Origin of the sequence: Marinoscillum pacificum (assembly GCF_024714495.1) — a bacterium.
GTDB classification, from domain to species: domain Bacteria; phylum Bacteroidota; class Bacteroidia; order Cytophagales; family Cyclobacteriaceae; genus Marinoscillum; species Marinoscillum pacificum.
This window is the reverse complement of sequence record NZ_JAMZMJ010000001.1, coordinates 1,608,002-1,632,200: the sequence shown is the minus strand read 5'-3', so window position 1 is coordinate 1,632,200 and position 24,199 is coordinate 1,608,002. Positions and strand designations below refer to the sequence as shown.

17 protein-coding genes are annotated in these 24,199 nt (G+C 39.8%); 2 read left to right on the top strand and 15 right to left on the bottom strand.

The window, feature by feature from the left end:
* Window positions 1-128: 128 nt before the first annotated feature.
* Both NXS00_RS07075 and NXS00_RS07070 read right to left on the bottom strand, forming a co-directional pair.
* Window positions 129-545 (bottom strand): hypothetical protein, encoded by a 417-nt coding sequence (locus NXS00_RS07075; RefSeq protein ID WP_258098431.1) that lies wholly within the window; start codon window positions 543-545, stop codon window positions 129-131.
* Window positions 546-658: 113 nt separating this feature from the next.
* The gene (locus tag NXS00_RS07070) at window positions 659-2,929 is read right to left on the bottom strand and encodes a penicillin-binding protein 1A (RefSeq protein WP_258098430.1); all 2,271 of its coding nucleotides are present in this window, start codon (window positions 2,927-2,929) and stop codon (window positions 659-661) included.
* 179 nt (window positions 2,930-3,108) lie between these two features.
* Between NXS00_RS07070 and NXS00_RS07065 the strand changes: the two genes are divergently transcribed.
* Both NXS00_RS07065 and NXS00_RS07060 read left to right on the top strand, forming a co-directional pair.
* Window positions 3,109-4,671: an SDR family NAD(P)-dependent oxidoreductase gene (locus tag NXS00_RS07065; protein WP_258098429.1), complete on the top strand. Its 1,563-nt coding sequence runs from the start codon at window positions 3,109-3,111 to the stop codon at window positions 4,669-4,671.
* 241 nt (window positions 4,672-4,912) lie between these two features.
* Window positions 4,913-7,093: a B12-binding domain-containing radical SAM protein gene (locus tag NXS00_RS07060; RefSeq protein WP_258098428.1), complete on the top strand. Its 2,181-nt coding sequence runs from the start codon at window positions 4,913-4,915 to the stop codon at window positions 7,091-7,093.
* 79 nt (window positions 7,094-7,172) lie between these two features.
* Here NXS00_RS07060 and NXS00_RS07055 read toward each other — a convergent pair whose 3' ends face one another.
* The 13 genes from NXS00_RS07055 to NXS00_RS06995 form a co-directional block, all read right to left on the bottom strand.
* Window positions 7,173-7,712, bottom strand: a complete 540-nt coding sequence (locus NXS00_RS07055; RefSeq protein WP_258098427.1) for a hypothetical protein — start codon at window positions 7,710-7,712, stop codon at window positions 7,173-7,175.
* Window positions 7,713-7,864: 152 nt separating this feature from the next.
* Entirely contained in the window at window positions 7,865-8,473 is a 609-nt protein-coding gene (locus tag NXS00_RS07050; RefSeq protein WP_258098426.1) for a leucine-rich repeat domain-containing protein, read from the bottom strand.
* 35 nt (window positions 8,474-8,508) lie between these two features.
* The gene (locus tag NXS00_RS07045) at window positions 8,509-8,967 is read right to left on the bottom strand and encodes a hypothetical protein (RefSeq protein WP_258098425.1); all 459 of its coding nucleotides are present in this window, start codon (window positions 8,965-8,967) and stop codon (window positions 8,509-8,511) included.
* A 250-nt stretch (window positions 8,968-9,217) separates the two neighbouring features.
* The gene (locus tag NXS00_RS07040; protein WP_258098424.1) at window positions 9,218-9,814 is read right to left on the bottom strand and encodes a porin family protein; all 597 of its coding nucleotides are present in this window, start codon (window positions 9,812-9,814) and stop codon (window positions 9,218-9,220) included.
* 27 nt (window positions 9,815-9,841) lie between these two features.
* Entirely contained in the window at window positions 9,842-10,294 is a 453-nt protein-coding gene (locus NXS00_RS07035) for a hypothetical protein (RefSeq protein WP_258098423.1), read from the bottom strand.
* Window positions 10,295-10,410: 116 nt separating this feature from the next.
* Window positions 10,411-11,499, bottom strand: a complete 1,089-nt coding sequence (locus NXS00_RS07030) for a vWA domain-containing protein (protein WP_258098422.1) — start codon at window positions 11,497-11,499, stop codon at window positions 10,411-10,413.
* Window positions 11,500-11,565: 66 nt separating this feature from the next.
* Window positions 11,566-11,952 (bottom strand): hypothetical protein, encoded by a 387-nt coding sequence (locus NXS00_RS07025; protein ID WP_258098421.1) that lies wholly within the window; start codon window positions 11,950-11,952, stop codon window positions 11,566-11,568.
* Between the two features lie 71 nt (window positions 11,953-12,023).
* The gene (locus NXS00_RS07020; protein WP_258098420.1) at window positions 12,024-14,012 is read right to left on the bottom strand and encodes a tetratricopeptide repeat protein; all 1,989 of its coding nucleotides are present in this window, start codon (window positions 14,010-14,012) and stop codon (window positions 12,024-12,026) included.
* A gap of 540 nt (window positions 14,013-14,552) precedes the next feature.
* A complete protein-coding gene (locus NXS00_RS07015) occupies window positions 14,553-14,735 on the bottom strand; it encodes a CsbD family protein (protein WP_258098419.1) in 183 nt (60 codons plus the stop codon).
* 82 nt (window positions 14,736-14,817) lie between these two features.
* Window positions 14,818-17,082, bottom strand: coding sequence for a translocation and assembly module lipoprotein TamL (gene tamL, locus NXS00_RS07010; protein WP_258098418.1), 2,265 nt, complete (start codon window positions 17,080-17,082; stop codon window positions 14,818-14,820).
* Window positions 17,075-22,066 (bottom strand): translocation/assembly module TamB domain-containing protein, encoded by a 4,992-nt coding sequence (locus NXS00_RS07005; protein ID WP_258098417.1) that lies wholly within the window; start codon window positions 22,064-22,066, stop codon window positions 17,075-17,077. The genes tamL and NXS00_RS07005 overlap by 8 nt, the downstream gene beginning before the upstream one ends.
* 203 nt (window positions 22,067-22,269) lie before the next feature.
* Window positions 22,270-22,716, bottom strand: a complete 447-nt coding sequence (locus NXS00_RS07000; RefSeq protein ID WP_258098416.1) for a hemerythrin domain-containing protein — start codon at window positions 22,714-22,716, stop codon at window positions 22,270-22,272.
* Window positions 22,717-22,882: 166 nt separating this feature from the next.
* Window positions 22,883-24,193 (bottom strand): dihydrolipoamide acetyltransferase family protein, encoded by a 1,311-nt coding sequence (locus tag NXS00_RS06995; RefSeq protein ID WP_258098415.1) that lies wholly within the window; start codon window positions 24,191-24,193, stop codon window positions 22,883-22,885.
* Window positions 24,194-24,199 lie beyond the last annotated feature (6 nt).

Here is a 24,199-nt window from a genome sequence, read left to right as displayed (position 1 = left end):
TAAAGACTAGATTTGAATTACGCACAAGACTAAGTTAATTCTTAGTCACAAAAAAGCCGAGAACTTAATTGTGCTCGGCTTTCTTTTTATAAAAAAGAGACTGCCCTTTTGAGACAGCCTCTTTTTTATTAATACGATCCTCTTTCAGACCCATTAATTGAATTGCCTGATTGATATCTGGATCTATGTTCATCATTGTAAAACTGAGGTGAGTCTGAACTAATGTCCAATGCCACCTGAGCTCCCAAATCTATGTTTCTAGAATTTCTTAGAGGTAAAGGCAATCGAGCACTTACTTCCCATCTACCCATGTCTAAATAAATGTATACTTCTCGCTGGGTGTCGTAATAGATGTTGTGTTCAGGATAGTAAATATGTCTTTGCTTTGCTCTATAGCCATGAGCCGGTGCCCAGGCTGGAGGTCCGCCGTGTACTTTGTCCTTCTTCTGACCACCTTTTCCTTTGTTGCCATTAGCGTAGGTTGGAGTCATCATTACTAAACTTAGAATCATTACTCCCAGGATTATCTGTACTCGCTTTTTCATATCTGAAAAGTATTTGATTGAGTAAGCAGTATTCCAAGGATTGTGCCAAAACCATCTTCTAGATTCGAATCAAATAACTGTGGATGGTTTTGGTAAATAACGTTTTAATTTATTTAGTCTTTATCCTTTTTCTTGCTGAAAATGCCTTTTAGTTTCTTGAAGAAAGGTTTTTTATCCTCCTTATTGTCCTCATCTTCTGTGCGATCTTTCACACCAAATAGTCGGTCAAAAAGAGTCATTTTTTCCGTATATAAAGGACAGTCAATAGAAGCGAGTAAGTCGTCATCCAGCGGATCGAAGGTAGCATATTGCCAGCTCGCAAAATCAGGATCTTTCAAAGCTTGTTGCATCATCAAGGCCCACACAGGTAGAGCCATTCTTGCACCTTGCCCATAATCACCTGTTCTGAAGTGAACCCCTGGGTTATCTGCGCCTACCCACACGCCGGTCACGATTTCAGGTGTAAAACCCATGAACCATCCGTCTGCATAGGATTGCGTGGTGCCGGTTTTACCTGCAATTTCATTGGTTAAGCCATATCTACTTCCTAGCGATCTACCTGTACCATTCGTCACGACACTTTGCATGAAGTTGGTAATGAGTTGAGCGGTTTGCTCCGACATTACATCCACTCCAATTTTCGGCTCATATTCCCAAAGTACTTTTCCAGCAGCATTTTCTATTTTGAGAATGTAAACTGGATCCATTCGAATGCCTTTATTGGCAATGGTAGCGTAGGCGTTTACCATTTCTAATAGTGATAAATCGGCAGTTCCTAGTGCCAATGAAGGTACCTCTGGAAGTTCCTGTCGGATACCCATAGAATGTGCCATATCTATTACTTTCTGAATGCCAGTTTCCAGAATTACCTGAGCTGAAACGGTGTTTACTGAATGCGTCAAAGCACCTTTCAAAGAATAAAATCCTTCATAGTCGCCATCGGCATTACCAGGAGACCAGTCCTCATATTCTTCATATGTTTCCTGTGTGTTTTTGAAATAGTCGCATGGCTCAATTCCATTTTCCAACGCAGTTGTATAAACAATTGGTTTGAAAGTAGAGCCCACCTGTCTTTTGGATGTCACGTGATCGTACTGGAAATATTCAAAATCTAATCCACCAACCCAGGCTTTGATGTGTCCTGTACTCGGTTCCATACTTAGAACTCCAGTTTGTAATAGCATCAGATAATGCTGGATAGAATCCTTGGCACTCATCAATGTATCAACCGGTCCCGCTATCGTGTAAATGGTTTGCGGCCTTTTTTTAGCCATTGCAGACTCAATTTCTTGTTGCGAAAGTTTCTTTGCTTTTAACAGTTTGTAGGCTTCAGAGTGTGTGACGCCATATTCTAAAATGTTGGGGTTCTCATTCCAGGGTTTGGAATAACTCCAATGTTTATCAAACAGATCCTGCAAATAAGTAAGGTGTTGCGCTACAGCAGAATCCGCATAAAATTGCAATCTGGAGTCTATCGTTGTTGTAATTTTTAACCCATCTGTTTCGATGTTGTAAGGCTCACCATCTGGTTTCTCCAATGTAGCAATTAAACTATCGATCATCGGACGAATTTTTGCTTTGAAATAGGGTGCTGTTCCCCGTTCATTCGTCAATCTACGGTATTGCAATTCGATAGGCATTGCGGTCAACGAATCCAGGCGTTCCTGATCCAGATAGTCGTATTTAGCCATCTGGCTGAGTACGGTATTTCGTCTGGTTTTCGCTTGCTCTGGGTAAAGTCTTGGGTTATAGGCTGTGGTAGCTTTTAGAATTCCCACCAAAACCGCTGATTCCTGAACCTCCAATTGAATGGGCTTTTTGTTGAAATAGCGGATAGAAGCGGCTTCAATTCCATAGACATCTTCACCAAATGAAACGGTGTTGAGATACAAGGTAAGTAGTTCTTCTTTGGTGTAAAGAGATTCCAGTTTGCTGGCTACCAAAGCCTCTCGAAACTTGGCACCAACAAGGTTTAAAACCCCACCTTTCTTTCTTGGATACAGGTTTTTAGCCAGCTGCTGACTTAAGGTAGAACCTCCACCTGCACTTTCATCCTGGAGTAAGATTGATTTGATCAATACTCTGCCTAAACTTCGGTAGTCAATGCCTGAGTGTTCAAAGAATCTAGCATCTTCCGTTGCGATCAAGGCATCCTGGAAATTTTTAGGAATCTCATCAAATGAGACATTGGTTCTGTTTTCGGCAAAAATTCTGCCGAGAATCTGACCGTCTGAACTGTAAATTTCAGATGCAGTTTGCTGATTGATTGCTAGTAAATCTTTTTCGGATGGGATTTTGCCCATTTTTATCCGAATGGTCGTGGCCAGGATTAAAAAACTGCATAGGAGGACCAAACCTATTGCGATCCAGATCTTTTTTCGCATACGTGGTATAAAACTGATTAAATCATTAATGGTTTATGAAACCAAGGTTGATTTTCAGTTAGAGTAGGGAGGTAAAGCGAAGATAACTGAATTATTGATTTCTTGAAAATCGTTCATTTTTGTCTTGGCACAAAACCTATCTTTGCACATTCAAAATAGTAAGGTCAAACTGGAGAATTGTGGAAGACGAAAAGAACGACAAAAAAGAAGTGTCTGATAAACAGGTTACGCTTGATGCGATAGCCAAATGCACAGAACTAATGGAACAGATTAGTTCTGATTATTCACAGATTTTTGATTGGCCAGAAGACGTTCGTGTTGCTTTTATGACGGCAGCCGGAAAAGTGTCGCGTCCCCAACGTGAGGAATATCGCCAGGCTAAAAAAGATTGGCAAAAAGCACAAAAAAGAAAGGAACAGGAGCGTGACAAGCATGCACGTAAAGAAACAGGAATTCGAAAAGCCAGAGAAGCAACTATTTTTGAGGCACCTAAATTACTGACCGCAGCTCAACTAACTGATGAGCGACCTGAGCTGAGTTCTCCAAGAAACTGCTACGTCTGTAAGAAAGAATTTACGAAGCTTCACCACTTCTACGATACCATGTGTGAGGAGTGTGGGGATTTGAACTATATGAAACGCTTCCAAACTGCTGACTTGACAGGTCAAGTTGCGGTGGTTACTGGAAGTCGATTGAAAATTGGATATCACATTACTTTGATGCTTCTTAGAGCCGGAGCAACTGTGGTCGCTACAACACGTTTTCCTGTAGATTCGGCATTGCGATTTGAGCAGGAGGAGGATTACCCAAAATGGGCGAAAAGACTGAAAATCCACGGATTGGATCTAAGACACATCCCAAGTGTGGAGATCTTCTGCAACTTCATCGAGCTCCAATATGATCGCCTGGATATCCTAATCAATAATGCGGCTCAAACTGTGCGTAGACCTGCTGGTTTCTATGAACACTTAATGGCGAATGAATCAATTCCTTATCAGGAACTGCCTGCTGGTGCTCAAAATCTATTAAAAGACCATCAGTATTGTTTGAATGAATTGCGTGAATTGACCGGAGGCGCTGAACAAAAGAATAAGAACTTGCCAGTTAGCTGGCATGCACCAGAACCCGGTATCGGAATTAGATCAAGTGCAAAACTCAGTCAGATACCTTATAGTTTTGATAACTCTATCGCTCCAAGTGAAGTGTTTCCAGAAGGTCAGTTGGATGCGGATTTACAGCAAGTTGACTTGCGTAAAACGAATAGCTGGCGATTGAAACTAGGAGAGATCGAAACTCCAGAGATGGTGGAGGTACAACTTGTAAACTCTGTAGCTCCGTTTGTGCTTTGTAATCGACTTTCGAAGTTGATGAAAAAGGACAATACCGGTAAAAAACACATCATCAACGTGTCAGCGATGGAAGGGAAGTTCCACCGATTCCACAAAGAAGATAGACATCCCCATACCAACATGGCTAAGGCAGCTTTGAATATGCTTACGCATACTTCAGCCTCTGATCTTGCTAACTATGGGATTTACATGAATGCGGTGGATACCGGCTGGGTGACAGATGAAGATCCACACGAGTTGGCCAAGAAAAAGGAGAAGGTTCATGACTTCCAGCCTCCATTAGATATCGTAGATGGAGCGGCGAGAGTAATGGATCCCCTGTTTGATGGCATCAATACCGGGAAGCATTGGTGTGGGAAGTTCTTGAAGGATTATTTTCCGATTGATTGGTGAGGTGCCTGACGGCAGTTCTTTAGTCGAGAGACAATAGTCGACAGTTCTGAGTCTCTTTTTCATTCATATTCTAGCCCCGCCCCTAAAGGGAGGAATATGAATGAAACTATGTCCTCTCTTATCTCTAACTTGAAAAACCCCCTCTGTCAACAGTTTTGGAACTTGTTGACATCTCCCCCTCGAAGAAGAGGAGAGTATTGTCCTCGCTTATCTCTAACTTGCTCAATTAAATACGATTTGCTTGACTGAAGTACTGCTTATAACGCCTCCATTTACTCAGCTGAATACTCCGTATCCGGCAACAGCTTATCTGAAAGGTTTTCTGAATACTCGTGGGATCAGATCGCATCAGATGGATTTGGGAATAGAGGTAATTCTGGAGTTGTTTTCCAGTGCAGGACTGAAAAAGCTATTTGAGGAGGTTGAATTCGATTCAGATTGGTCCGATAATGTGCAGCGTATCTATGCCTTACGTTCTGATTACGTAAAGACGATTGAGCAGGTGATGTCCTTTTTGCAAGGTCATAATCCGACACTTGCACGACAAATCTGTACAGAAGAGTTTCTTCCAGAAGCTTCACGATTCGAGACCTTAGATGAGCTCGATTGGGCTTTTGGTTCCATGGGTTTTCAGGACAAGGCCAAGCATCTCGCTACCTTGTATCTGGAAGATCTATCCGACTTCATAGTAGAGTGTGTGGACCCTCATTTCGGGTTTAGCAGATATGCAGAACGACTAGGACGAAGTGCCAATTCATTTGATGAGCTTCATGCTCACTTGCAAGAAGCTCCAACCTATATTGATGAGCTTACACTGGACTTGCTGCAGAAGAAGATAGCAGAAGCTGATCCTAAGCTAGTGTGCTTTTCTGTGCCCTTTCCTGGTAACTTATATAGTGCCTTCAGATGTGCACAATTCCTCAAACAACATAATCCTCAGGTCAAAACGGCAATGGGAGGAGGGTTCCCAAATACTGAACTCAGAGACTTAAAGGAGGTTCGAGTCTTTGATTACTTTGACTTTATTACGCTAGATGATGGTGAGCGACCTGTAGAGCAATTGGTGGAGCAAGTTGTGAGAGGTAAAGGTGAAAACCTGAATTTAAAAAGGACATTTTATCTGAAAGAAGGACAAGTTTACCACGACAATTCGTGTCCATTTCCTGATTTCAAGCAAAGCGAAGTAGGTACTCCTGATTACAGTGATTTGCCATTGGATCGATACATATCGGTGATCGAGGTGGCGAACCCGATGCATAGTCTGTGGAGTGATGGACGGTGGAATAAGCTAACCATGGCTCATGGTTGCTATTGGGCCAAATGTACCTTCTGTGATGTGTCGCTGGACTACATCAAGCTCTACGAACCTATAGCCGCAAAAACGCTGGTAGATCGGATGGAGGAGCTGATCGCTCAGACTGGCGAACGAGGATTTCACTTTGTGGACGAAGCTGCTCCTCCAGCTTTGATGCGAGAGGTAGCCTTAGAGATCATTCGTCGGAAGTTAACCGTGACCTGGTGGACGAACATACGTTTCGAGAAAAGCTTCACCATGGACCTGTGTAAGTTGCTTCAAGCTTCTGGATGCATCGCGGTTTCAGGAGGATTGGAAGTGGCTTCTGATCGCTTGTTGGCTTTGATAGATAAAGGAGTGACAGTGGAGCAAGTTGCTCGTGTCACTCGTAACTTTACCGAAAGTGGCATCATGGTGCATGCTTATCTGATGTATGGCTACCCAACCCAAACCGTACAAGAAACGATCGATAGCCTGGAGATGGTGCGTCAGTTGTTTGAACTGAACATTGTACAGTCTGGATTTTGGCATCAGTTTGCTTTGTCGGCACACAGTCCTGTTGGGTTGGAGCCGGAAGCATACGGAGTGATTCCTGAGATGAAAGAAATCTCTTTTGCGAACAATGACGTGCAGTTCCGTGACAAGACAGGGGTGAACCATGATCGATTTAGCTTTGGACTGAAGAAGTCGTTATTCAACTACATGCATGGACTTGGTTTTGAAATGCCTTTAAGAGAGTGGTTTGATTTCAAGATCCCTACAACGAGCATTCCTCCGAACTTTATTGAAAATGCCTTGTACGAAGAGGAGTTTATAAGCCCTAAAACTTCCAGTAAGATCATTTGGCTAGGAGGCTTACCACAGCAAAGAATAGTCCCAGGTAAAAAAGGTCGTCCGGATCAGTTGGAGCTACTTTTCCATCAAAAGAAAGATGTGCTGACTATCAGACTTGATCAACTATCAGGAGAGTGGCTAGTGCAGCAACTCGAGCAGCTAAAGAATGGTCAAATGATCATCAGCTATGGAAAATTCAAAGAAGCCTATGAGGCTGCAATAGGAGATTTTGAACCGTTCTGGTACTCCAAAGGCATGCAGCAGCTAAGAGGTGGCGGATTGTTGGTGGTTTAGGTTCTAAGTTGTTTGGTTTTGTGTTTTGGGTTCAGCGAATTGTCTCTTTATTCGTAATAGAGCTTGTATGAACTAGAAATTAAAGATCGAATACAAAGAAGTACGCTTTTTCATTTAGCTCATCGTACCAGTAGTATTTGAAATATCTCTGAGATTCATCAGTCCACATGTATTTGTCGAGTTGCGCTATGCGATTTTTGTCCCACCAGTCAAAATCATGTTGAAGCCCAAATCCATTGTCTCTGTTGTAAGGGCCTATTTTGAGCTGGTGTTTCTCGATGATTTTTTGTGAGGTGAGGTTGTTGCAATTAAATGAAAACATATAATCCGCATCCAGTCCGATGGCATCATCGAAGCAATAGATATTTCTTATATCCGGAGTAATTTCTATTTGAAGAAAGTCCGTAAAACGCTGCTTGTTATTTTCGGTATCTGGTTGATCATGATCAAAAGGAGGATAGATTTTATTTATAATCTGTTCTATTCCATTTGAAACTTCTCGTTTAGCTTTTGATTCGATCCTATTAGCAACTTGTTCTGTTTTATTCTTAATCCTGTTACATGAAGTAATAATTACCAAGAATAGGAGAATGCAAAAAGGATGATTTACGCTGTTCATTCTGTATTAATCTAACTCAAATTCCACGGAATAACTTTCTTCGCTATATCGAGCATTAAACTTTAGAGTCACTGTATTTGCTGTTTCTGTGATAACGACTGTCTTGGGATCAATTGTCTCGATCATGCTTAGTTCACTCAAGTCTTATGAAGTCAATCTTCGGTCATCATAATCTCCACTTGTAAGCTTTTCTCTAGGAGAACAGCTTCCGTACTATCAATGGGGTTTCCAGTAAGAATTAGCGTTTTTAACTTAGGTAAACTGGCTAATTGCTCCTTAGGTAAAGATGTGAATTCATTATTTGTTAAATCTATCTCCTCAAGCTCTTTCATAGACCATGCAAAATCTGGAAGTTTTTTGATGTAGTTGTTTTTGAAGCTTATTGAAGTGAATTCTGCAATCAGTGAATTGCCCGCATATTTGTATTCCTTTTGTAATTCTGGAAGAGTCATTCGACGAGACGAGGATGCAGTAGTGCTAGCATTAATGATCTTCTGCCTGGTCATTACGACAATGTTGGTTTTCTTTTTGTCGTGACCAGGAAATTTGAATTGATTGATTTCCATGAAAAAATTGAATCCAAAAATCATCATTGCTATTCCGACAATACCTGCGAATATCCTTGTTCCTGTTTCTCCAAGAAGCTTTCTGATTAGTATGGATGATAACTTGGTAGGCTTCTTAGCTTTGATGTTTTTAATGGATATGACCAGAATAAATAACCCAAGTAAAAACGGAAGTGTACTGACTATAAAAAGCATAGGTTTTTGTAGAATATGTGGACAAGTATAAACTGCTAGGATTTGTGATTTTTAATACTCCTCAGCTGCTTCAATACGCCTTCGGCATCTTTGTTTTCAAATGCAAAGATTCCTCTTGAGTTTAGGATCAAGTACTTTTCGGTAGAGTGATCATCATTGGTCATTTCCAGAGTGATGTACTTGGTGCTCTTGTAATTGAAGGTAGTTGGGTAACCTATTTGATGAAAAGCGTAGGATTTTGCTGGTCGGAATTGCTTTTTAAGAACCAACTTATCGCCAGAAATAATGGCACTACTGACATACATGAATTGATAGATCATCAATCCTACCAAACCGAGATAAATAAGGCCGGCTAAGATCATTCCGAAATGAAATTCTTGTGATTGAGATGCTGCGAAGATTATTGGAGCCATGAACAGAACCAAAATAAGTCCTCCGTAAAGTCCGACACCTGTCCAATTGGACGAAATCTTAATTTCCTTGTAGTTAGTCATAATAGCTTGAATTGAGTTGTTAAATTTTCAAGTTGAAATATAAGACATAACCCTATGATTTGTCAATGTTTGGGGTCTGAATCATGTCTATAAACCAACTCACCCTAGCCGGGCGCCCCCAGAGTTCATTTATTTGAATATTGAAGGATAATCTAACTCCCCTCTCTTCCAAAGAGGCGGACGGTTAGTTGCGGCCGGTCAGTCAGTGCCGCGTGAGAGTTTTAAAGTAATGTTTTCTAAGATGTTATGATTAAGTTCCGAAATAGTACGTTACAGACATATTTAAGACGTTACTTTTATCAGATTTGATATTTTCGATTTCATTTGCCTCAGCATCACTTACCAGAATCCTATTTTGATATTTTAAACCGAAATAGTTTCTCAAGGATATTCCTATAGAGTTGATAGGCTTGAATTCGATTTCTAAAGTCCCGCCATAATCCAGGGGGTCATATAGAGAAGCAATATCCCCGTGAAGGTTAGACTTAACACCTAATTGTAACTTTAATTCAGGTCCGATTCCTACCTTTAATTTTTTAGTAAGGTTATATGAAGCCAGTATAGGAATTGATAATCTATGAATTCGAATATATTTATTTGAGTTCTCGAAATTTGCACCTTCCATTGAATAAAGTACTTCTGAGCTAATTCCAAATTTGTCATTTAAATTGTGTTTGAAAATGCCTCCAATCAATAAGCCTATTTTTGGTTCATAGCTATCTAATTCGCTTTTTTGATTCTTAAGTGTAGAAAAGTTAAGTCCTCCTCTTAATCCAAATTCATGGTTTTGACCATTGACGAATGTTGATACACTGAATAGAGAGATGATTATTATGAGTTTATGCATGATGTTTTTAGTTGGATTGGATAAAAATCACTCACTCTTCATAGTCCTCAACTGCTTCAATACACCTTCAGCATCTTTGTTTTCAAAGGCAAAGATTCCTCTTGAGTTTAGGATCAAGTACTTTTCAGTAGTATGGTCATCATTGGTCATTTCCACAGTGATGTACTTGGTGGTTTTGTAGTTGAAGGTAGTTGGGTAACCTATTTGATGAAAAGCGTAGGATTTTGCTGGTCGGAATTGCTTTTTAAGTATCAACTTATCGCCAGAAATAATTGCACTACTGACATACATGAATTGATAGATCATCAATCCTATCAAACCAAGATAAATAAGGCCAGCTATGATCATTCCGAAATGAAATTCTTGTGCTTGTGATGCTGCGAAGATTATTGGAGCCATGAACAGAACCAAAATAAGTCCTCCGTAAAGTCCGACACCTGTCCAATTGGACGAAATCTTAATTTCTTTGTAGTTAGTCATAATAGCTGTTGTTGGTTTTTTGAATAATCCAATTGACTTATTAATTTTTCAAAGCACGAAGCAATATAATCTTCGGCCGTTGTTAAGGCTATGAACGGAAGTTGTCAAAATTTATTTCAATTACTTACTTCCTTCAAGCCGAATAGGAATCGATATTCGATGGTGCCATTAAATTCAGCATTGTTAGTCTCAAATGTCAAGTCGTAGAAGGCCAGTACACTATTGGAGAAACGCAGGAACACTTCATTCAATTCTTCTTCATTGGATGGAAATGAGAAATCTCCATTGATGGCGATTTCTTCAAGAGAAACCTGATCCACTGAGCCCACATTAGCTTCAAAACCAATGGTGTAAGACGAAATATTTGATTCATCAAGCTTTTCCTTGATAATGCTGTCATCAAAGAAATCTGGGTCAAACTGGAAATTGCTGATACCGTCAGTGAATGTGACGATTCCTTTGCCTTTTGCTTCAGATAAATTCAGTACATCGATAGCTTCATTGATTGTTTCATACAGTGCAGTTTCACTTCTTCCTTCTATTTCATAGGAGCCTATGTCGGAAGATTTAAAAGTGGAGTTCGCATCGATGAATTCATGCAAATCATCTTCAGAAGAAGTCAATTCCTGGTATACACTCCCTCTGGAAAATTTGAAGATACCAATGCGTGCATCTGGATTGTTGTCTAATAAGTTGGATATGAAAGCTTTGGCATTAGCTTTCAATAAATCGAGATTATCACCCAATGAGCTGCTTACGTCCAATACCAAAAGAATGTCTAGACTTTTAGAATAGGATCGAGCTAATTTGTTTTCATCGTCGATAATCCAATTGTCATTGTTTTCCCTTTCTGTTAGTAAAGAATCGATCGCAAATACCTTTCTTCCATCTTTGAATGTAACAACCTGATAAGTAAACGAAATACGGCCATTGTCTTCAGTAAGAATGGGATTTTCGTCCAGGTTGATGGTGTCATATGAAGTTTCAGCATCGACTGACAATATAGGTTCTCCATTGCGTGGGTGCTCATAAGTAGCCAGCATCTGAGCATCAAAATTGGAAGCATTGTCGCATTTTACAAAGTCACAATCTCCTTTGTCTCCGAAGTTGCATGCAGAAGCGTCTTCACATTTGCTACAGGAGGATATTCCTAATTCGAAAAATAGACTGATAATCAGAAGAGCAGTTAGTCTGTGAAATTTCATTATGGTTCAAAGTAGTGGAAGCAGCAAATGTAATCGTAAAATTGGATATAGCGTTTTAGTGGAGGGTTACAGATCACATACCGTATTCTGATCTCTCCATACCACAGTCTCATCTTCCAGATCTTCTATTTTGATGTCATCATCCTGAGTGCCAATGACGCCTATTTCTTCCCCGTCGCAGTTCCATACGGTTCTTACGTAATTACAATTTGGACAACAGTTACCATAAGTATAAACAGTGTTGCCTTGATAGGTGGCTTCTGTAAAGTATGTATACTTCGCAAACTCTTGATTATCTCTTTCTTGAGTGATTAGTCCAACAAGCCAGGGCTTTTCTTCTATTGGGAAATTTCGTGAGCATGAGATGTTATAACTTTCATCTTCAGAACAGCCAAATCCTGCTGTGAAAAGGGTAACTACGATAATTGCGGAAAGGTGTATTAGTTTTTTCATTTTATTGGTTTTGTACTAGGACACACTAGATGCACATATCGTTGTAAATGATAAAAAAGTAGCTCAATTACTTAAAGTTGTAGCAGGTACTCACGGATGTTCTCTTCACTGCTTAGCTCCAGTTTCTTCTTGAGTCGGTTGATTTTGCTCTTTACGGAACCTAACGTGAGGTGTGTTACATTGGCAATTTCCTTGTTGCTCATACCAATTTTGATATATGCGCTGAGCTTGAGGTCATTTATGGTAATAGCCGTACTTTTCTTCTTCAGGCTTTCAAAAAAGCCTGGGTGTACATCTTCAAAGCGGTGTACAAAACTGTCCCAACTCTTGTCAAGCGAATAGCTATCCCCAATTGTTTTACGAAGCTCTTTGACTGTAGATTTGAGATCATCCTCAGAACTCAAGTTGGCAATTTTATCATTGAGAATACTGAGAATGTTGTTTTTCTCATGTTGTGACATGGTAGCTGCAGCTAGAGCACGATCCTTCGTTGCGATAGTTTGTTCAGAAATTTGTTTTTCCTTATTTCTTAGTGCGTGCAAGGCTTCATTTCTCTCTTTTAATAGTCTGTTGGCTTTAGATTTTAGATTTTTAGAATGATTGATCAAGAGTGATATGGTGCTAACGATTATCACTGCAATTATCAGAATTAGTTGAATGATTTGCTGATTTCGTTTGTCCTCCATTCGCTCGTATTTGAGCTCTTTTTCCAATTCAGCTCTTCGAAGTTCCTCTAGTGTCAACTCATTTCGGTATTCCAGTCTTGCAATATCCAGTGCTTTGTCCTCACTAAAAAGTTTCGCTTTTTGTTCGTTCATGAGTTCCAGATAGTGCAGAGCAAGATCCTTGTTGTTCAGAGCTTTGTATCCTTTATACAAAATTTCGTATCGCGTGGCTAGGTTGTTTACAGATTCTGAAAAAAGAGGTGAGTCCATAGATTCACTCGCATAGTCTATGGCTTTTTGGTATTCACCTAGCTCCAGATACACTTGTGCCTTACCTCTTAAATTGATCCATTGCGTTCCCTTAAGGGTAGTAGCTATTTGAAGGGCTTTGTCAAAATAAGTGAGTGCTAGATCGTATTCTTTTGTGTCTAAGTAATACATGCCTATCATATTGTGAGCCTGAGAAAGTCCTTTCTTGTAGTTGGTAGGAGTGAGCACTTCAATGGACTGATTGAGGTAATGCAATGCACTGTCTTGTTGATGCAAGCCCATAAATGATTCGGCCATTCCAATGTATACCATCCCTAGAGTTGCTGGCCAATCATCACGATTATAAAACATCTTCAAGTGATGGAACAGATTCAGCGCACCTTCATAGTCATGGAGTCTGTTATAATACCTGGCGAGGTTTAGCTTGGTGCTGTTTAAAATGGATTCATTGTTTGCCATAACGGCCACACGCATCGCTTCTTGAAAATGTTCAAACGCTTTGATAGGTTCTTGATTGTCGGCATATAAGCTTGCGAGATTTCGGTGATTATAGGCAATACCGAGTGTGTCATTAGCAATTTGCGCGTGTTGCAGGCTTAATTCATAACTGATCAGTGCTGAGTCTATGTTTTTTGCCTCTTGATAGAGTAATGCCAGATTGTTATAATTGAATGCGGCGCCCTGGTGATCATTGTATCGATCATACAAAATGATGCTTCTGAAATGATTTTGTTTGGCTTCTTCATGTCTCCCAATTTTCATTTGAGAAATACCCATATCATTTATTGCTCTGGCGAGTCTAATAGTAGACTCCTTGGATAGGTCATTGGAGCTGATATTTAGTAGCGGAGCATAGGCCTGCTCAGATGACTCATAGTTATTGATCATTAAATAGTAATCACCAGATAACTTATGAAAGAATATAAGTTGATCAATATTGAAGGTAGATGATCTATGATCATTGATTTGATCTAGTGCAACCTTAGCCAAACGAGTAGAGTCCAGATCCAATAAAGAGTCGACCTCAGACAATTTTTGATCAATAGAAGAGGAAGCTTGTCCGTAAATAGAAAAAAATGCAAAGCACAAAAATGTGCCGATCAAATATTTGTAGATGCTAACCACAGAGCTCGATTAATACCGTTGATTTATTGCTAAATAATCCTTCGGATAGCGTTTTAATAGGTTTTTGTACCCCTTAAACTGCTAACTCCAGTATTACTTTTTTTGTCCATGCTAACCATATGCTAACCCCCAATATTTTCATTACATCAGAGGTAATTGCAATTTAGCGGTGAGCTGAGAAGCATGGCGGTTTCTTAAAAGCTCGTAAATGTGTTGCGGTGATAGGTTCCGGAGAATAGAAGGTTCTCCGGAGCTTATTCTTTTCAAAGTTAAAAAGAAATTAAAAATCGTCTAGGGCCCATTTTAAAAGAAATAGATTCGATCTAGTCATCAATTCAAGATATTACTGTTTCGATTAAAATGTTGACGGTACTCTAAGGAGGGAATTCGGGCAGACGGTCTGAACCCTTTCTTAAGAGTATATAAGACCTTAAATCCGACTAAACTAAAAAGTAAAAGCGACCAATTTGGTCGCTTTTTTTATGACGGTACTTTTTTGAGAATTCAAATAGAATCCACTATCAAGGTGAGAGTCATCGATTAGAGCTCTTCTATCTCTGCTTTTAGTTCTTCTTTGGTTTTACCCGTTTTCTTCTGGAGTCTACCAAGAAGTTCATCGGTTTTACCTTCAGCAAAAGTGAGATCGTCATCTGTAAGATCTCCATACTTCATTTTCAATTTACCTTTAACCTCGTTCCAGGTTCCTTTGTATTGTAAGTTCATAGTGTTTTAGTTCTGAGTTTCAATAATAGAACACACGAGACGGTATATTGTTTGCAAGAGTAATGAAAAAAGGGCTATTTCCTTAAAATGGGTAGCCTATTGCAAAGTTGAATACCATTGCTCTTGGATCTGGTTTGAACGAGCCGGTAGGAGTGTCTAACGGAAATGCCAGGTCTCCTCGAATGACAAAGTTCTGTATGTCCACTCTTAAGCCTGCACCAGTTCCTACACCAAGTTCGTTTAGAAAGGATGAAGTGAATTTCGACCCTGGAAGTGAAGCATTGCCTTCTCTTAGCCAGACATTTCCGGCATCTACAAACAACGCTCCTTTCAAGAAGCTGTAAATAGGAAAGCGGTACTCTACATTCCCTTCTAATCTGATATCTCCTGTTCGATCAAAAAAGGAGGAGGTGTTGTCTGAAGTTTCATCTGGTGTATAAGTACCTGGTCCGAGCGATCTGATTTTGAAAGCTCGAACGCTGTACGGACCTCCGGAGTAAAACTGCTTGGCAAATGGCATGGCATCTGAGTTGCCGTATGCTATACCAATTCCTCCATATAATCTTGAGACTAGTTGATGGCCTTTACCTAGATCAAAATGGAATCGAATATCAGCATCGGCTTTGGCATACTGCGTATACTCCAGTCCGAATATGGTTTCTTTTCCATTTTCGTTTTCAGCTTTGGTGAAAGCATTGAATACATTTCCTGCAATGTCAAGATTGCTATTAAGATAGATTGGGTTCTTGATCTTTTGGTTTTTGAACTGTGAGTAAGTGAAGCTGTAAGTCATGCCGCCAATCAGTTCTTGCTGGAAGCTGCTAGCCAAATACGGGTTGTCTGCGAGTATTTGATCAAATTCATCCGTGGTTTTTGAAAGTTTCACCAGGTTTAGGCTGATAGGATTGAATTGGTGATAGATGTATTTAGAAGCATTCCAATCATATCCATAGCTAGTTTGTAGTGTCCTGAGTTGATAAAGTTTGGACCTGTTTAAATATTCTATCCCAAGCGATATTTTGGTTTTAGGGACGTCATATTTGAACCGATCTACCATACTAATAGGAATCAATCGTGGGAAGATCAGGTCTCCGCTGAATCCAAATTGTGTACTGCTCAGGCCAGTATTCTTACCACCAGTGATCTGTGTTTCATATCCTATGTGCCCACTCAATTGTAGTAGTTCTCCACCACGAAACAGGTTTCTATTGGAGTATATGCTGCGTAAACTTGGGCCAGCGAAGTTGTTCGATTTGGAAACTGCTTGAACCTGCACGCGAAGAGATCTACGAGTCATGGGTGAAAGGTATATTTTGGTATCGAGCAGTCCTGTAGAGTCAGTAGAATCTACTTTAGTGCCTTCCATGTGTCTTATATTGACATATTTATACATCCCAATAGAAGAGTATCTCTGGCTGGTTACTTCTGACTTTCTTGGAGAATAACGAGTATCTTCCTTCATTAACAGGTAGTAAGGGATCAGCTTTGGTTTGAAGTATTCATCGCTTTGTATGACGGCTATATTTTCTACAACAGTAGTGTCCTGTGCGCTCGAATCAACACTTTGCTTGTAGTTTGGATATACTTCTATCGAATTAATTCGATAAGGAATAGTCGATTTATATGGTGTGCTTTTCTTTAGACGCAGAAATAAATCAAATTGCCGTCCTTCCAGATTATTGGTGTCAGCTTCGAAAATGAGAAAGTCACCATTGAAGTTGTAATATCCTTTTGTTTTCAAAAAGTTATCTATTCGGGACCGCTCTTCTTTGAAATCAGTCAGGTCAAATCTACTTTCTGGTTTTAGAATAGTCTGTGGGATGTATTCCCTGATGTCAGTTAGCAATTGAGAACTGTCCAGATCTAATTGATAGTTTCTCAAGAAGTACGGTGCTGAGATCTCTAAAGAGTAATTGATTTCAGCTTTTTTGTCTTTTGTAGCAATCTCAGATGTCACCTGATTGGTAAAGAACCCATGATTTTCCATGCGATTGTTCAGAAGTTGCTCTGTTCTGGAAATATCGACATCAGATAAATAGACAGGCTTCTCTCCAAACTTCTTGTTAAGGAATTTGGTGATTGGACCAAATTTGGTTTTTTGGGCTCGATAATGATAATAAAGTCCTAGTCTCATTCCGAGAAATCGAGAGTTCGGGGTAGGATACAAGATACCTTCTAGCTCAGATTTAAGTTCAGACTTGTCAGACGGCTTCTCTTCAAATGATAAATTGATGTTCGCTCCAGTATATAATACCCTGTCTTTAGGGATGAATTTATTGACACTACAAGAAGAAAGTGCAGCTATACCTAGTGCAATCAGATAATATGTTTTCAGTGCATTAATCATTGGATTCTGATTGGGTTTCTTCTACTTCTTTTCTCCATATTTCCTGGAACCGGTTGAACTCTCTTGAGAATATGAATGCAAATCCTGTTACGATGAGTTGACCGTCAATGATGTTTTGATATTCGTTTTTTCTAAAACCTTTGAAGCGGTAGCGTCCATTTTTAGTGACAAGGTATTCGATGCTCACATTTCCTATTAATGGAGTCGTTACATCACTTTCCTGCATGGTACTTCCTTCTACATTCACTTCACTACCTACCTGTACTATGACTCGATCATCGAACAGTCGTTGGCTGGCATTGATGTTGACATCAGTTCTTTCTTGCGAGGTTTCTCCTTGATAATCGGTATAGCTGTTGATCCCAAAGTCAACCTGAAAGCCTGAATTGCCAGTAACTTTATTAGAAAGGCTGTTAAGTTGGCTTGAAAGCACATTGTTCACATTGTTTCTGGCAATGGAGGCTGTTCCTCCACTACTGCCATCACTTCCTGCCGTAGGGAAGAATCGGTTAAGAACTAAAAGCGAAAAGACTTGCTTGTTGAGCTGCTCTTCACTGTTATTAAGTGCCTGTACAGCTCTATACACTTGTCCTCCATTTGCTCCTCTTGAGTTTTCAGGAAGGTCCAGTCCGAAACTTAATTCTGGCTGCAAGATGGTTCCATCCAGATTTAAATAGACCTCAAAAGGAAGTTGTTGTTGATTAGCATTGTTGTCGTCCAGTAGTAACGGTGCAGGAGAGGCTTTCACATTGTAAATAGCTTGAATGTCTAGCTCTGCAGACAGTGGGTCACCACTCCAGTTGATGGTTCCTCCTGGTGCCAGGTCAAATCTTCTTTTGACTAGATTATACAAACTTGCCTCGAAATGTCCGTCTGAGACAGTGTAAATACCAGCAAGTGTTGTTCGGCCATTTGGTTCCATGCCAAAGTTGAATTCACCTTTCCCACTTATCTGGAAGTTATCGCCAGTTCGCTCATTGATCACAATTTTAAAGGTTGCTCCAGTGCCAATATTCAGATTAGTATTGAGGTCCAGGCCAGTTAATGCAGATACGGTGTTGTTAGCATCTTCATCTTTCCTAGTTAAAATGTCGTCAGGATTTTGTTTGTTAACGAAGACCACCACACCTTCTCGTTCGACTAAATCAGCTTGTGATTCAGGCACAATCATCGTAAAATCGGAATTTTTCAAAATCCCGATAGAACCTCGAATCTTTGGAATAGCCAGGTTGCCTTTTACCGTTAAATCAGCGTCTAGACCTACTTTACCATAGAATAATTCATTGTCGTCTTTATCAGAATTGAGAGCTGTAAAGTTTCTAGCTGTGAGACTTAAGTCAAAAGTAGGGTTGGTCAGACTTTCTGTTAAAATATTTCCCTTGATGGTAAAGGCATTTTGGTCTTGATCCTGAATTTTGAATGAATTCAGATAAATCCCTTTGTTGTCCACTTTTAGGCTTTCGTTGTTGATAGCGAATCGGGTATTGAGCGAATTGACTTTAAGTCCAAAATCATGAAACTGAAGTTCACCGTTGTATTTTGGCTCGGCCGTATTTCCTTTTATGGATACAGTACCAGTGAAATATCCTTCCGGATTAGAAATCTCTTCAGATAGAAATGCTTCCATGATCTCTGCATTGATTCGGTTCATTTCTAGTCCCAAATCCAAATTAGCGCCAGTTTCTGACGGAATAAAGGAGCCCTTTAGAGCTAGATCTGCCTGACCACCTTGAAGGGTCATGTTAAATTTATAATCACTGTCGGATCCTTTTTCAGCTTTCAAATTCAAGTTGCCAAAATTGATGCCTTGTGATGCCAGTCGGTTGATAGATAAATCAGCTAGAAGTGCAGAGTTTGAAAAAAGATTTGAAACAGAGATTTCTCCATTCATTACGCCTGATACAAGTGTGTCTGTAGGATTTAAAAAGCTAGACAGTGTCATTAGATTAAACTGATCCACCTGAACTTTTAAGTTTTGATAAGGATTTTCTTCTCCGAAATTGGAAAGCGTAATTTTTTGATTTTTGTGAGTCAAACTAAAGTTTTCAAAATGGAGGTAATTAGGGGCGATAAGGATGTTGTTTTGCTCAGGAACAATCCACATTTTGCGATGCATGATGAAGGTATCTGGCTCTATGTAGAAGTCAAGTGTGTCACCAGCGATTTTCATTTCGGCTCTGATGTCAATAATAGATCCTTTATCCTCAGGAGCATCTAATCTCATGACTAACTTATTGTCTTGAGCAAAACCACTAAAGTCGAATTGTTTCATACTGATAGGTCCAGCTTCAATGGATGACCATCCTGCAGAGAAATTAAGTTTCTGTTTTGCTCCAATTGCTTTTACTCGCAGACTATCCAAAATCTGATCAGCATAATTGATGTAAGGTGCATTTAATAAAATAGACAAAGAGTCCTTGGCTTCCAGGTAATCCATGGTCAGCGTAATCGAATCATATTGTTGTAAACCAGGAAGAAGAATATCACTGACTAACAAGTCTTGCTTTACACTTAGATGTGCTCGTACGACTATCCCTGAATCTGCAGGTATGATACTGTTGGTGAGACTGTCAGAACGGAGATATTCAGCTAGCTGATCTCTCAGGGCTGTGGTAAATGATCCGGGTGAAGTATTGGACTCTAATCGTGCATTGATGACATCACTTGTAATATGCGCACTTGTCGAGTCTGATGTGCTGTAGTAGTCTCCACTGATTTTATTGATGGTGTAATTTTCTAATTCTTTGACGACAACAGCATCATTAATTTCGAAAGTCACTTGCGTTGCCCGTTCAGTATTGATGAGCTGTGCATCGAGAGTGAGTTTGGTTCTTATATCCTCTTTTGTAATACCAAGAGCTAGCAAATCAGCTCCTTTCAGGTTTATTTGAAGGTCAGCTTTTTGCGTTAATGAGTCGAGTTTTGCAGTTGCACTCAGGCCTAGCTCTAGATTGTAGTCGTTGTAATCGAGATTCAGTGTTCCTGTTCCATTTTTAAGGTTACCAGACAGTAGCAATTCTTCAAAAGTATAATCTCCGTATTGGAGAGATTTGATCGTGGTGACGAGCTGTGCATCCAAATCATTTAATGAACTTCCATTTCCGGATGCTTCTAGATCTACTGTCAAGGGACCTAATTCCGTGTTCTGAAGGATTTTTCCAATTCTTAAAGAGTCTGTTTTGATACTGGTTTCAAAGGCTATTTGATTGCTGGATCGTTTCAGGTTTCCATTGATGAGGATGTTTCCATCTGATGTGTTGATGGAGTTTTTGGAAGCTATTTCTGATAATGATCCTGTTGTGTTGCCTTTGAATTGGAAAGATTGTGGAAGATCTATTCCAGTGATGTCCAGGTTTAAAAAGGTAGAAAGATCTGTTTTGGTTGATTTGAATAGATAATTTAGGTCTTCAAAATGGATGGAGTCTGGATTGTTTATGCTGTAAATAATCCCATCAGCTTTAAAAGAAGTGCTCTTACCCCAATTTAGAACTGCCTTGTTTAAGTCAAGTTTTGACATGGATCCTTCAATGTCAAGAGAAGCTGCAAGCACTTTTTGGTCAACTAAATGCAGGTAGGAGATTGTGTCCAGAGAAGGCTGGAAAGCATATGAGGCATCCAAAGAATGTAGTTCTATGGAAAGGTCGGACTTGAGTTCTGCCAATGTGGGATTGTTGATGAACTCATTTAGCGAATTGAATTTGACGTTAATCAGTCCTGATAGTTGGTTTTCTTCTGATAAGAAGTTAAGGTTCTGAATGTTGATTTCCTGGTTCGATATATTGATCTCAAAATTCAGTTCATCTACTGATACTCCACTTCGCTCTTTAAAATTTAGTGCATCTAGAACTAATGTTGCTTGTTCTTTTTTCAGTAATGCTTGATCAATTGAAAGGTTGAAATCTTTAATGTCAATGTGTGCTGGATTGAAGACCCTTTCTTCGAGAGTTGTTGAATCGGTAATTAATAAAACATCGTTGTTTGAAAGATCAATATTAGATGCTACCACATCCCATTCAGGCCAACTAAAGCCTGTAGATGTACTTGCAGAATCAGGGCTGGAAGTTGCTCTAGGATAAGAACTAAATGCTATTTCACTTTGATGGAGAACCAATTTGTCTAATTGAATTTTTTGATTGGTCAAGTCAATTAAAGGAATTTCCGTTTCGAACTTGTCGACCTGACCATCAAAGAAAGTGAGGGTAGGAGGCGAGTGATAGCTTCCTTTGAGGTTGTAAACATTGAGTTCATCAACAATAATGGTTGGAAGAATGGACTCAGTGCTGTCTTCCTCTGTGCTGGTGTCTGAGGTTGTTAGAAGTGTTTGAGTGTAATGCCCATCTATATCTTTTAAAGTCAGCTCATCAATATGGAAGAGCATTTTATCCAAATCAAGCTCATCCATTGATAAGTCTAAAGACCCAAGCAGAAGTCTACTATCTATACCTAATGTTTGATCCTGGTACAATAAGTCAAAATCGGCAAAATGAATATCTCCTACATCAATTGTTGGTGAGGAAGAAGTGGTGGTATCTACTTGCTGTGTAGTGGAGTCACTCGCGAAAGCATCTATTATGTATTGGAAATTGAACTCGCCAGTTGAGCTATCTCTTTTGACTCTAGCAACAAGTTTTTCCCATTCTACATAATCTATATTGATTTCATTGTTGCTGATGATTGGAATCAGTGCAACTGAGGCTTCCAGATTTTTAGAATAAATGAGTGTGTCTCCAGCTTGATCTTCAAGGTAGACATCTTCTAAATAGGCATTGCCATCAAAAGTAATGAATAGCCGACCAATAGAGAATTTGGTGTCGATCTTGGTAGAAAGAAAATTCGATGCTTTTTGGACAATGAGATTCTGTCCCCAAGGGCTACGGATGGTAAATATCAATACAAAAAAGAGCAGCAACAAAACCCCGACGATCCAACCGATGATTTTAAGTGCCAGTAAGCCATACCTTTTAAATGCTGCGTGATTTGCCATAAAGTCCCAAAAGGGGAATCTGAAAAATTGGTCTAAATAGAATCAGTTTAGATAATCAACTAGCCATTGTTTTGTTTGTCCGTTGATCAATTTTTGTCAAAAGGGGTGCTGAAAAATATGAATCGCCGAATTATTCTATAAAAAACAAGAACAACCCGGCGACTTTAAGGAAGAACCTTAAACTTGTACAATTCTAAAATTGATTATGCATACTGAGCTTTTCGCTCTTCCATGTGCTTGTGATAGGCAGAAGCCATTTGAGTCTTCTGAGCATCATTGAGCACTTTACCAGCAAGCTGGAATATGGTATGCTCTTCGTCATCCAAATGATGAAGTATTTTCTCTCTGAGTTTTTTTGCAATAGAAAGCCAAGCTGGTGAAGAGTAGTCTGTGTTTTCTAGTTCTTCAATCAACTCATCCATTTCATGGTGCTCTGCTACGCCATGTCTGGCATGTGTTTGCGTCATGTCTTGCTCGATAAGAGGCTTATAAAAACAACGCTCTTCAGCCGCCTCATGTGCTAGCAATTCAGTTTTTATTTGCTGAAATGCCTCATGACGCGCATCGCTATCACCGTGTGTTTCAACAAGTTTATCTGCAAGGGTTCTTTGAACCTCATGGTCTTCTCTAAGTGCTTCAAAAATATTCATAGTGTTCTTGAGTTTTGTGTAGTATATAAAGGTTATGCAGCCTCGAATTGTTTAAAATAGGGGATTATGTATCTATAAATCAGTCATTTAAATTTTGATTTAGTGGGAAGGGGTACAAAAAAAGCGACCCTTTTGAGGTCGCTTTTTGCTTCGTGTTTAAGCTATTTTATATTGTTCTGTTTTTATCGAACTGCTCAAGATAATCAGCAACTCGTCTCACGAACATGCCTCCAAGAGCGCCATCTACTACTCTGTGGTCATAGCTGTGAGATAAGAACATCTTATGTCTGATCCCAATAAAATCACCTTGAGGTGTTTCTACTACAGATGGCTTCTTTTGGATCGCTCCAAGAGCTAGAATACCTACTTGTGGTTGCATAATGATTGGTGTTCCCATGACGTTGCCAAATGATCCAACATTAGAAACCGTATATGTTCCACCTTGAAGATCGTCTGGTTTCAATTTGTTGTCACGAGCTCTTCTCGCAAGATCATTCACTTTCTCAGTTAGCCCAACCAAATTTAATTGGTCAGCGTTATGAATCACCGGAACGATCAAATTGCCAGTTGGTAGTGCCACAGCCATACCAATATTGATATTTCCTTTTCGTACAATGTTGGATCCATCTACCTGAACATTGATCATTGGGTAATCTCTGATGGCCTTAACCACCGCTTCGATCATGATTGGAGTGAAAGTAAGCGCCTGACCTTTTTCAGCGAAAGCACCTTTCATTTTATTTCTCCAATGAACCATTTCAGTTACATCAGCTTCTACGAAAGAAGTTACATGTGGAGAGATTTGCTTAGATGCCACCATTCTATCGGCGATCATCTTGCGCATACGATCCATTTCAATGATTTCATCTTCACCACTTACAGTCACAGGCATTGGCTGTGCTGCTGGTCTCGATACTGGAGCTGCTGGTGCAGCAGAAGGAGCAGATACACTTGGCTTGGAACCGTTCTTACGATCCTTGACATAGGAAAGGATATCGTTTTTGGTCACACGACCATCTTTTCCTGAGCCAGCTAAATTTTCTAATTCGGAAAGTGAAATTCCTTCTTCTTTGGCAATGTTTCTAACTAATGGAGAGAAGAATTTATCACCTGCTTTTGAAGGGATCGTTTCTGCAGAAACGGTTGCTGATGCTGATTCCATAATGGCTTCAGCAGCTTCAACAGCCTTTTTCTCATCTTTTGCCGGTGCAGAAGCTTCTGGGGTACTTGCTTCTCCGTCGGTTTCAATGATCGCTATCGGTTTGCCTACCTCTACTACATCTCCTTCTTGAGCTAATATTTCTTTCAGTACTCCAGCATGTGTTGATGGAATCTCCGTGTCTACCTTGTCAGTCGCCACCTCCAGGATTGATTCATCCTCGTCGATTGCATCGCCAATATTCTTCAGCCAGGAGAGTACTGTGCCTTCCATTACGCTTTCGCCCATTTTGGGCATGACCATTTCTACTAGAGCCATATAATA

Coding starts and splice junctions, on each gene's coding strand:
- NXS00_RS07075 (WP_258098431.1), bottom strand. CDS start 545: ATGAAAAAGCGAGTACAGATAATCCTGGGAGTAATGATTCTAAGTTTA.
- NXS00_RS07070 (WP_258098430.1), bottom strand. CDS start 2,929: ATGCGAAAAAAGATCTGGATCGCAATAGGTTTGGTCCTCCTATGCAGT.
- NXS00_RS07055 (WP_258098427.1), bottom strand. CDS start 7,712: ATGAACAGCGTAAATCATCCTTTTTGCATTCTCCTATTCTTGGTAATT.
- NXS00_RS07050 (WP_258098426.1), bottom strand. CDS start 8,473: ATGCTTTTTATAGTCAGTACACTTCCGTTTTTACTTGGGTTATTTATT.
- NXS00_RS07045 (WP_258098425.1), bottom strand. CDS start 8,967: ATGACTAACTACAAGGAAATTAAGATTTCGTCCAATTGGACAGGTGTC.
- NXS00_RS07040 (WP_258098424.1), bottom strand. CDS start 9,814: ATGCATAAACTCATAATAATCATCTCTCTATTCAGTGTATCAACATTC.
- NXS00_RS07035 (WP_258098423.1), bottom strand. CDS start 10,294: ATGACTAACTACAAAGAAATTAAGATTTCGTCCAATTGGACAGGTGTC.
- NXS00_RS07030 (WP_258098422.1), bottom strand. CDS start 11,499: ATGAAATTTCACAGACTAACTGCTCTTCTGATTATCAGTCTATTTTTC.
- NXS00_RS07025 (WP_258098421.1), bottom strand. CDS start 11,952: ATGAAAAAACTAATACACCTTTCCGCAATTATCGTAGTTACCCTTTTC.
- NXS00_RS07015 (WP_258098419.1), bottom strand. CDS start 14,735: ATGAACTTACAATACAAAGGAACCTGGAACGAGGTTAAAGGTAAATTG.
- tamL (WP_258098418.1), bottom strand. CDS start 17,082: ATGATTAATGCACTGAAAACATATTATCTGATTGCACTAGGTATAGCT.
- NXS00_RS07005 (WP_258098417.1), bottom strand. CDS start 22,066: ATGGCAAATCACGCAGCATTTAAAAGGTATGGCTTACTGGCACTTAAA.
- NXS00_RS07000 (WP_258098416.1), bottom strand. CDS start 22,716: ATGAATATTTTTGAAGCACTTAGAGAAGACCATGAGGTTCAAAGAACC.
- NXS00_RS06995 (WP_258098415.1), bottom strand. CDS start 24,193: ATGGCTCTAGTAGAAATGGTCATGCCCAAAATGGGCGAAAGCGTAATG.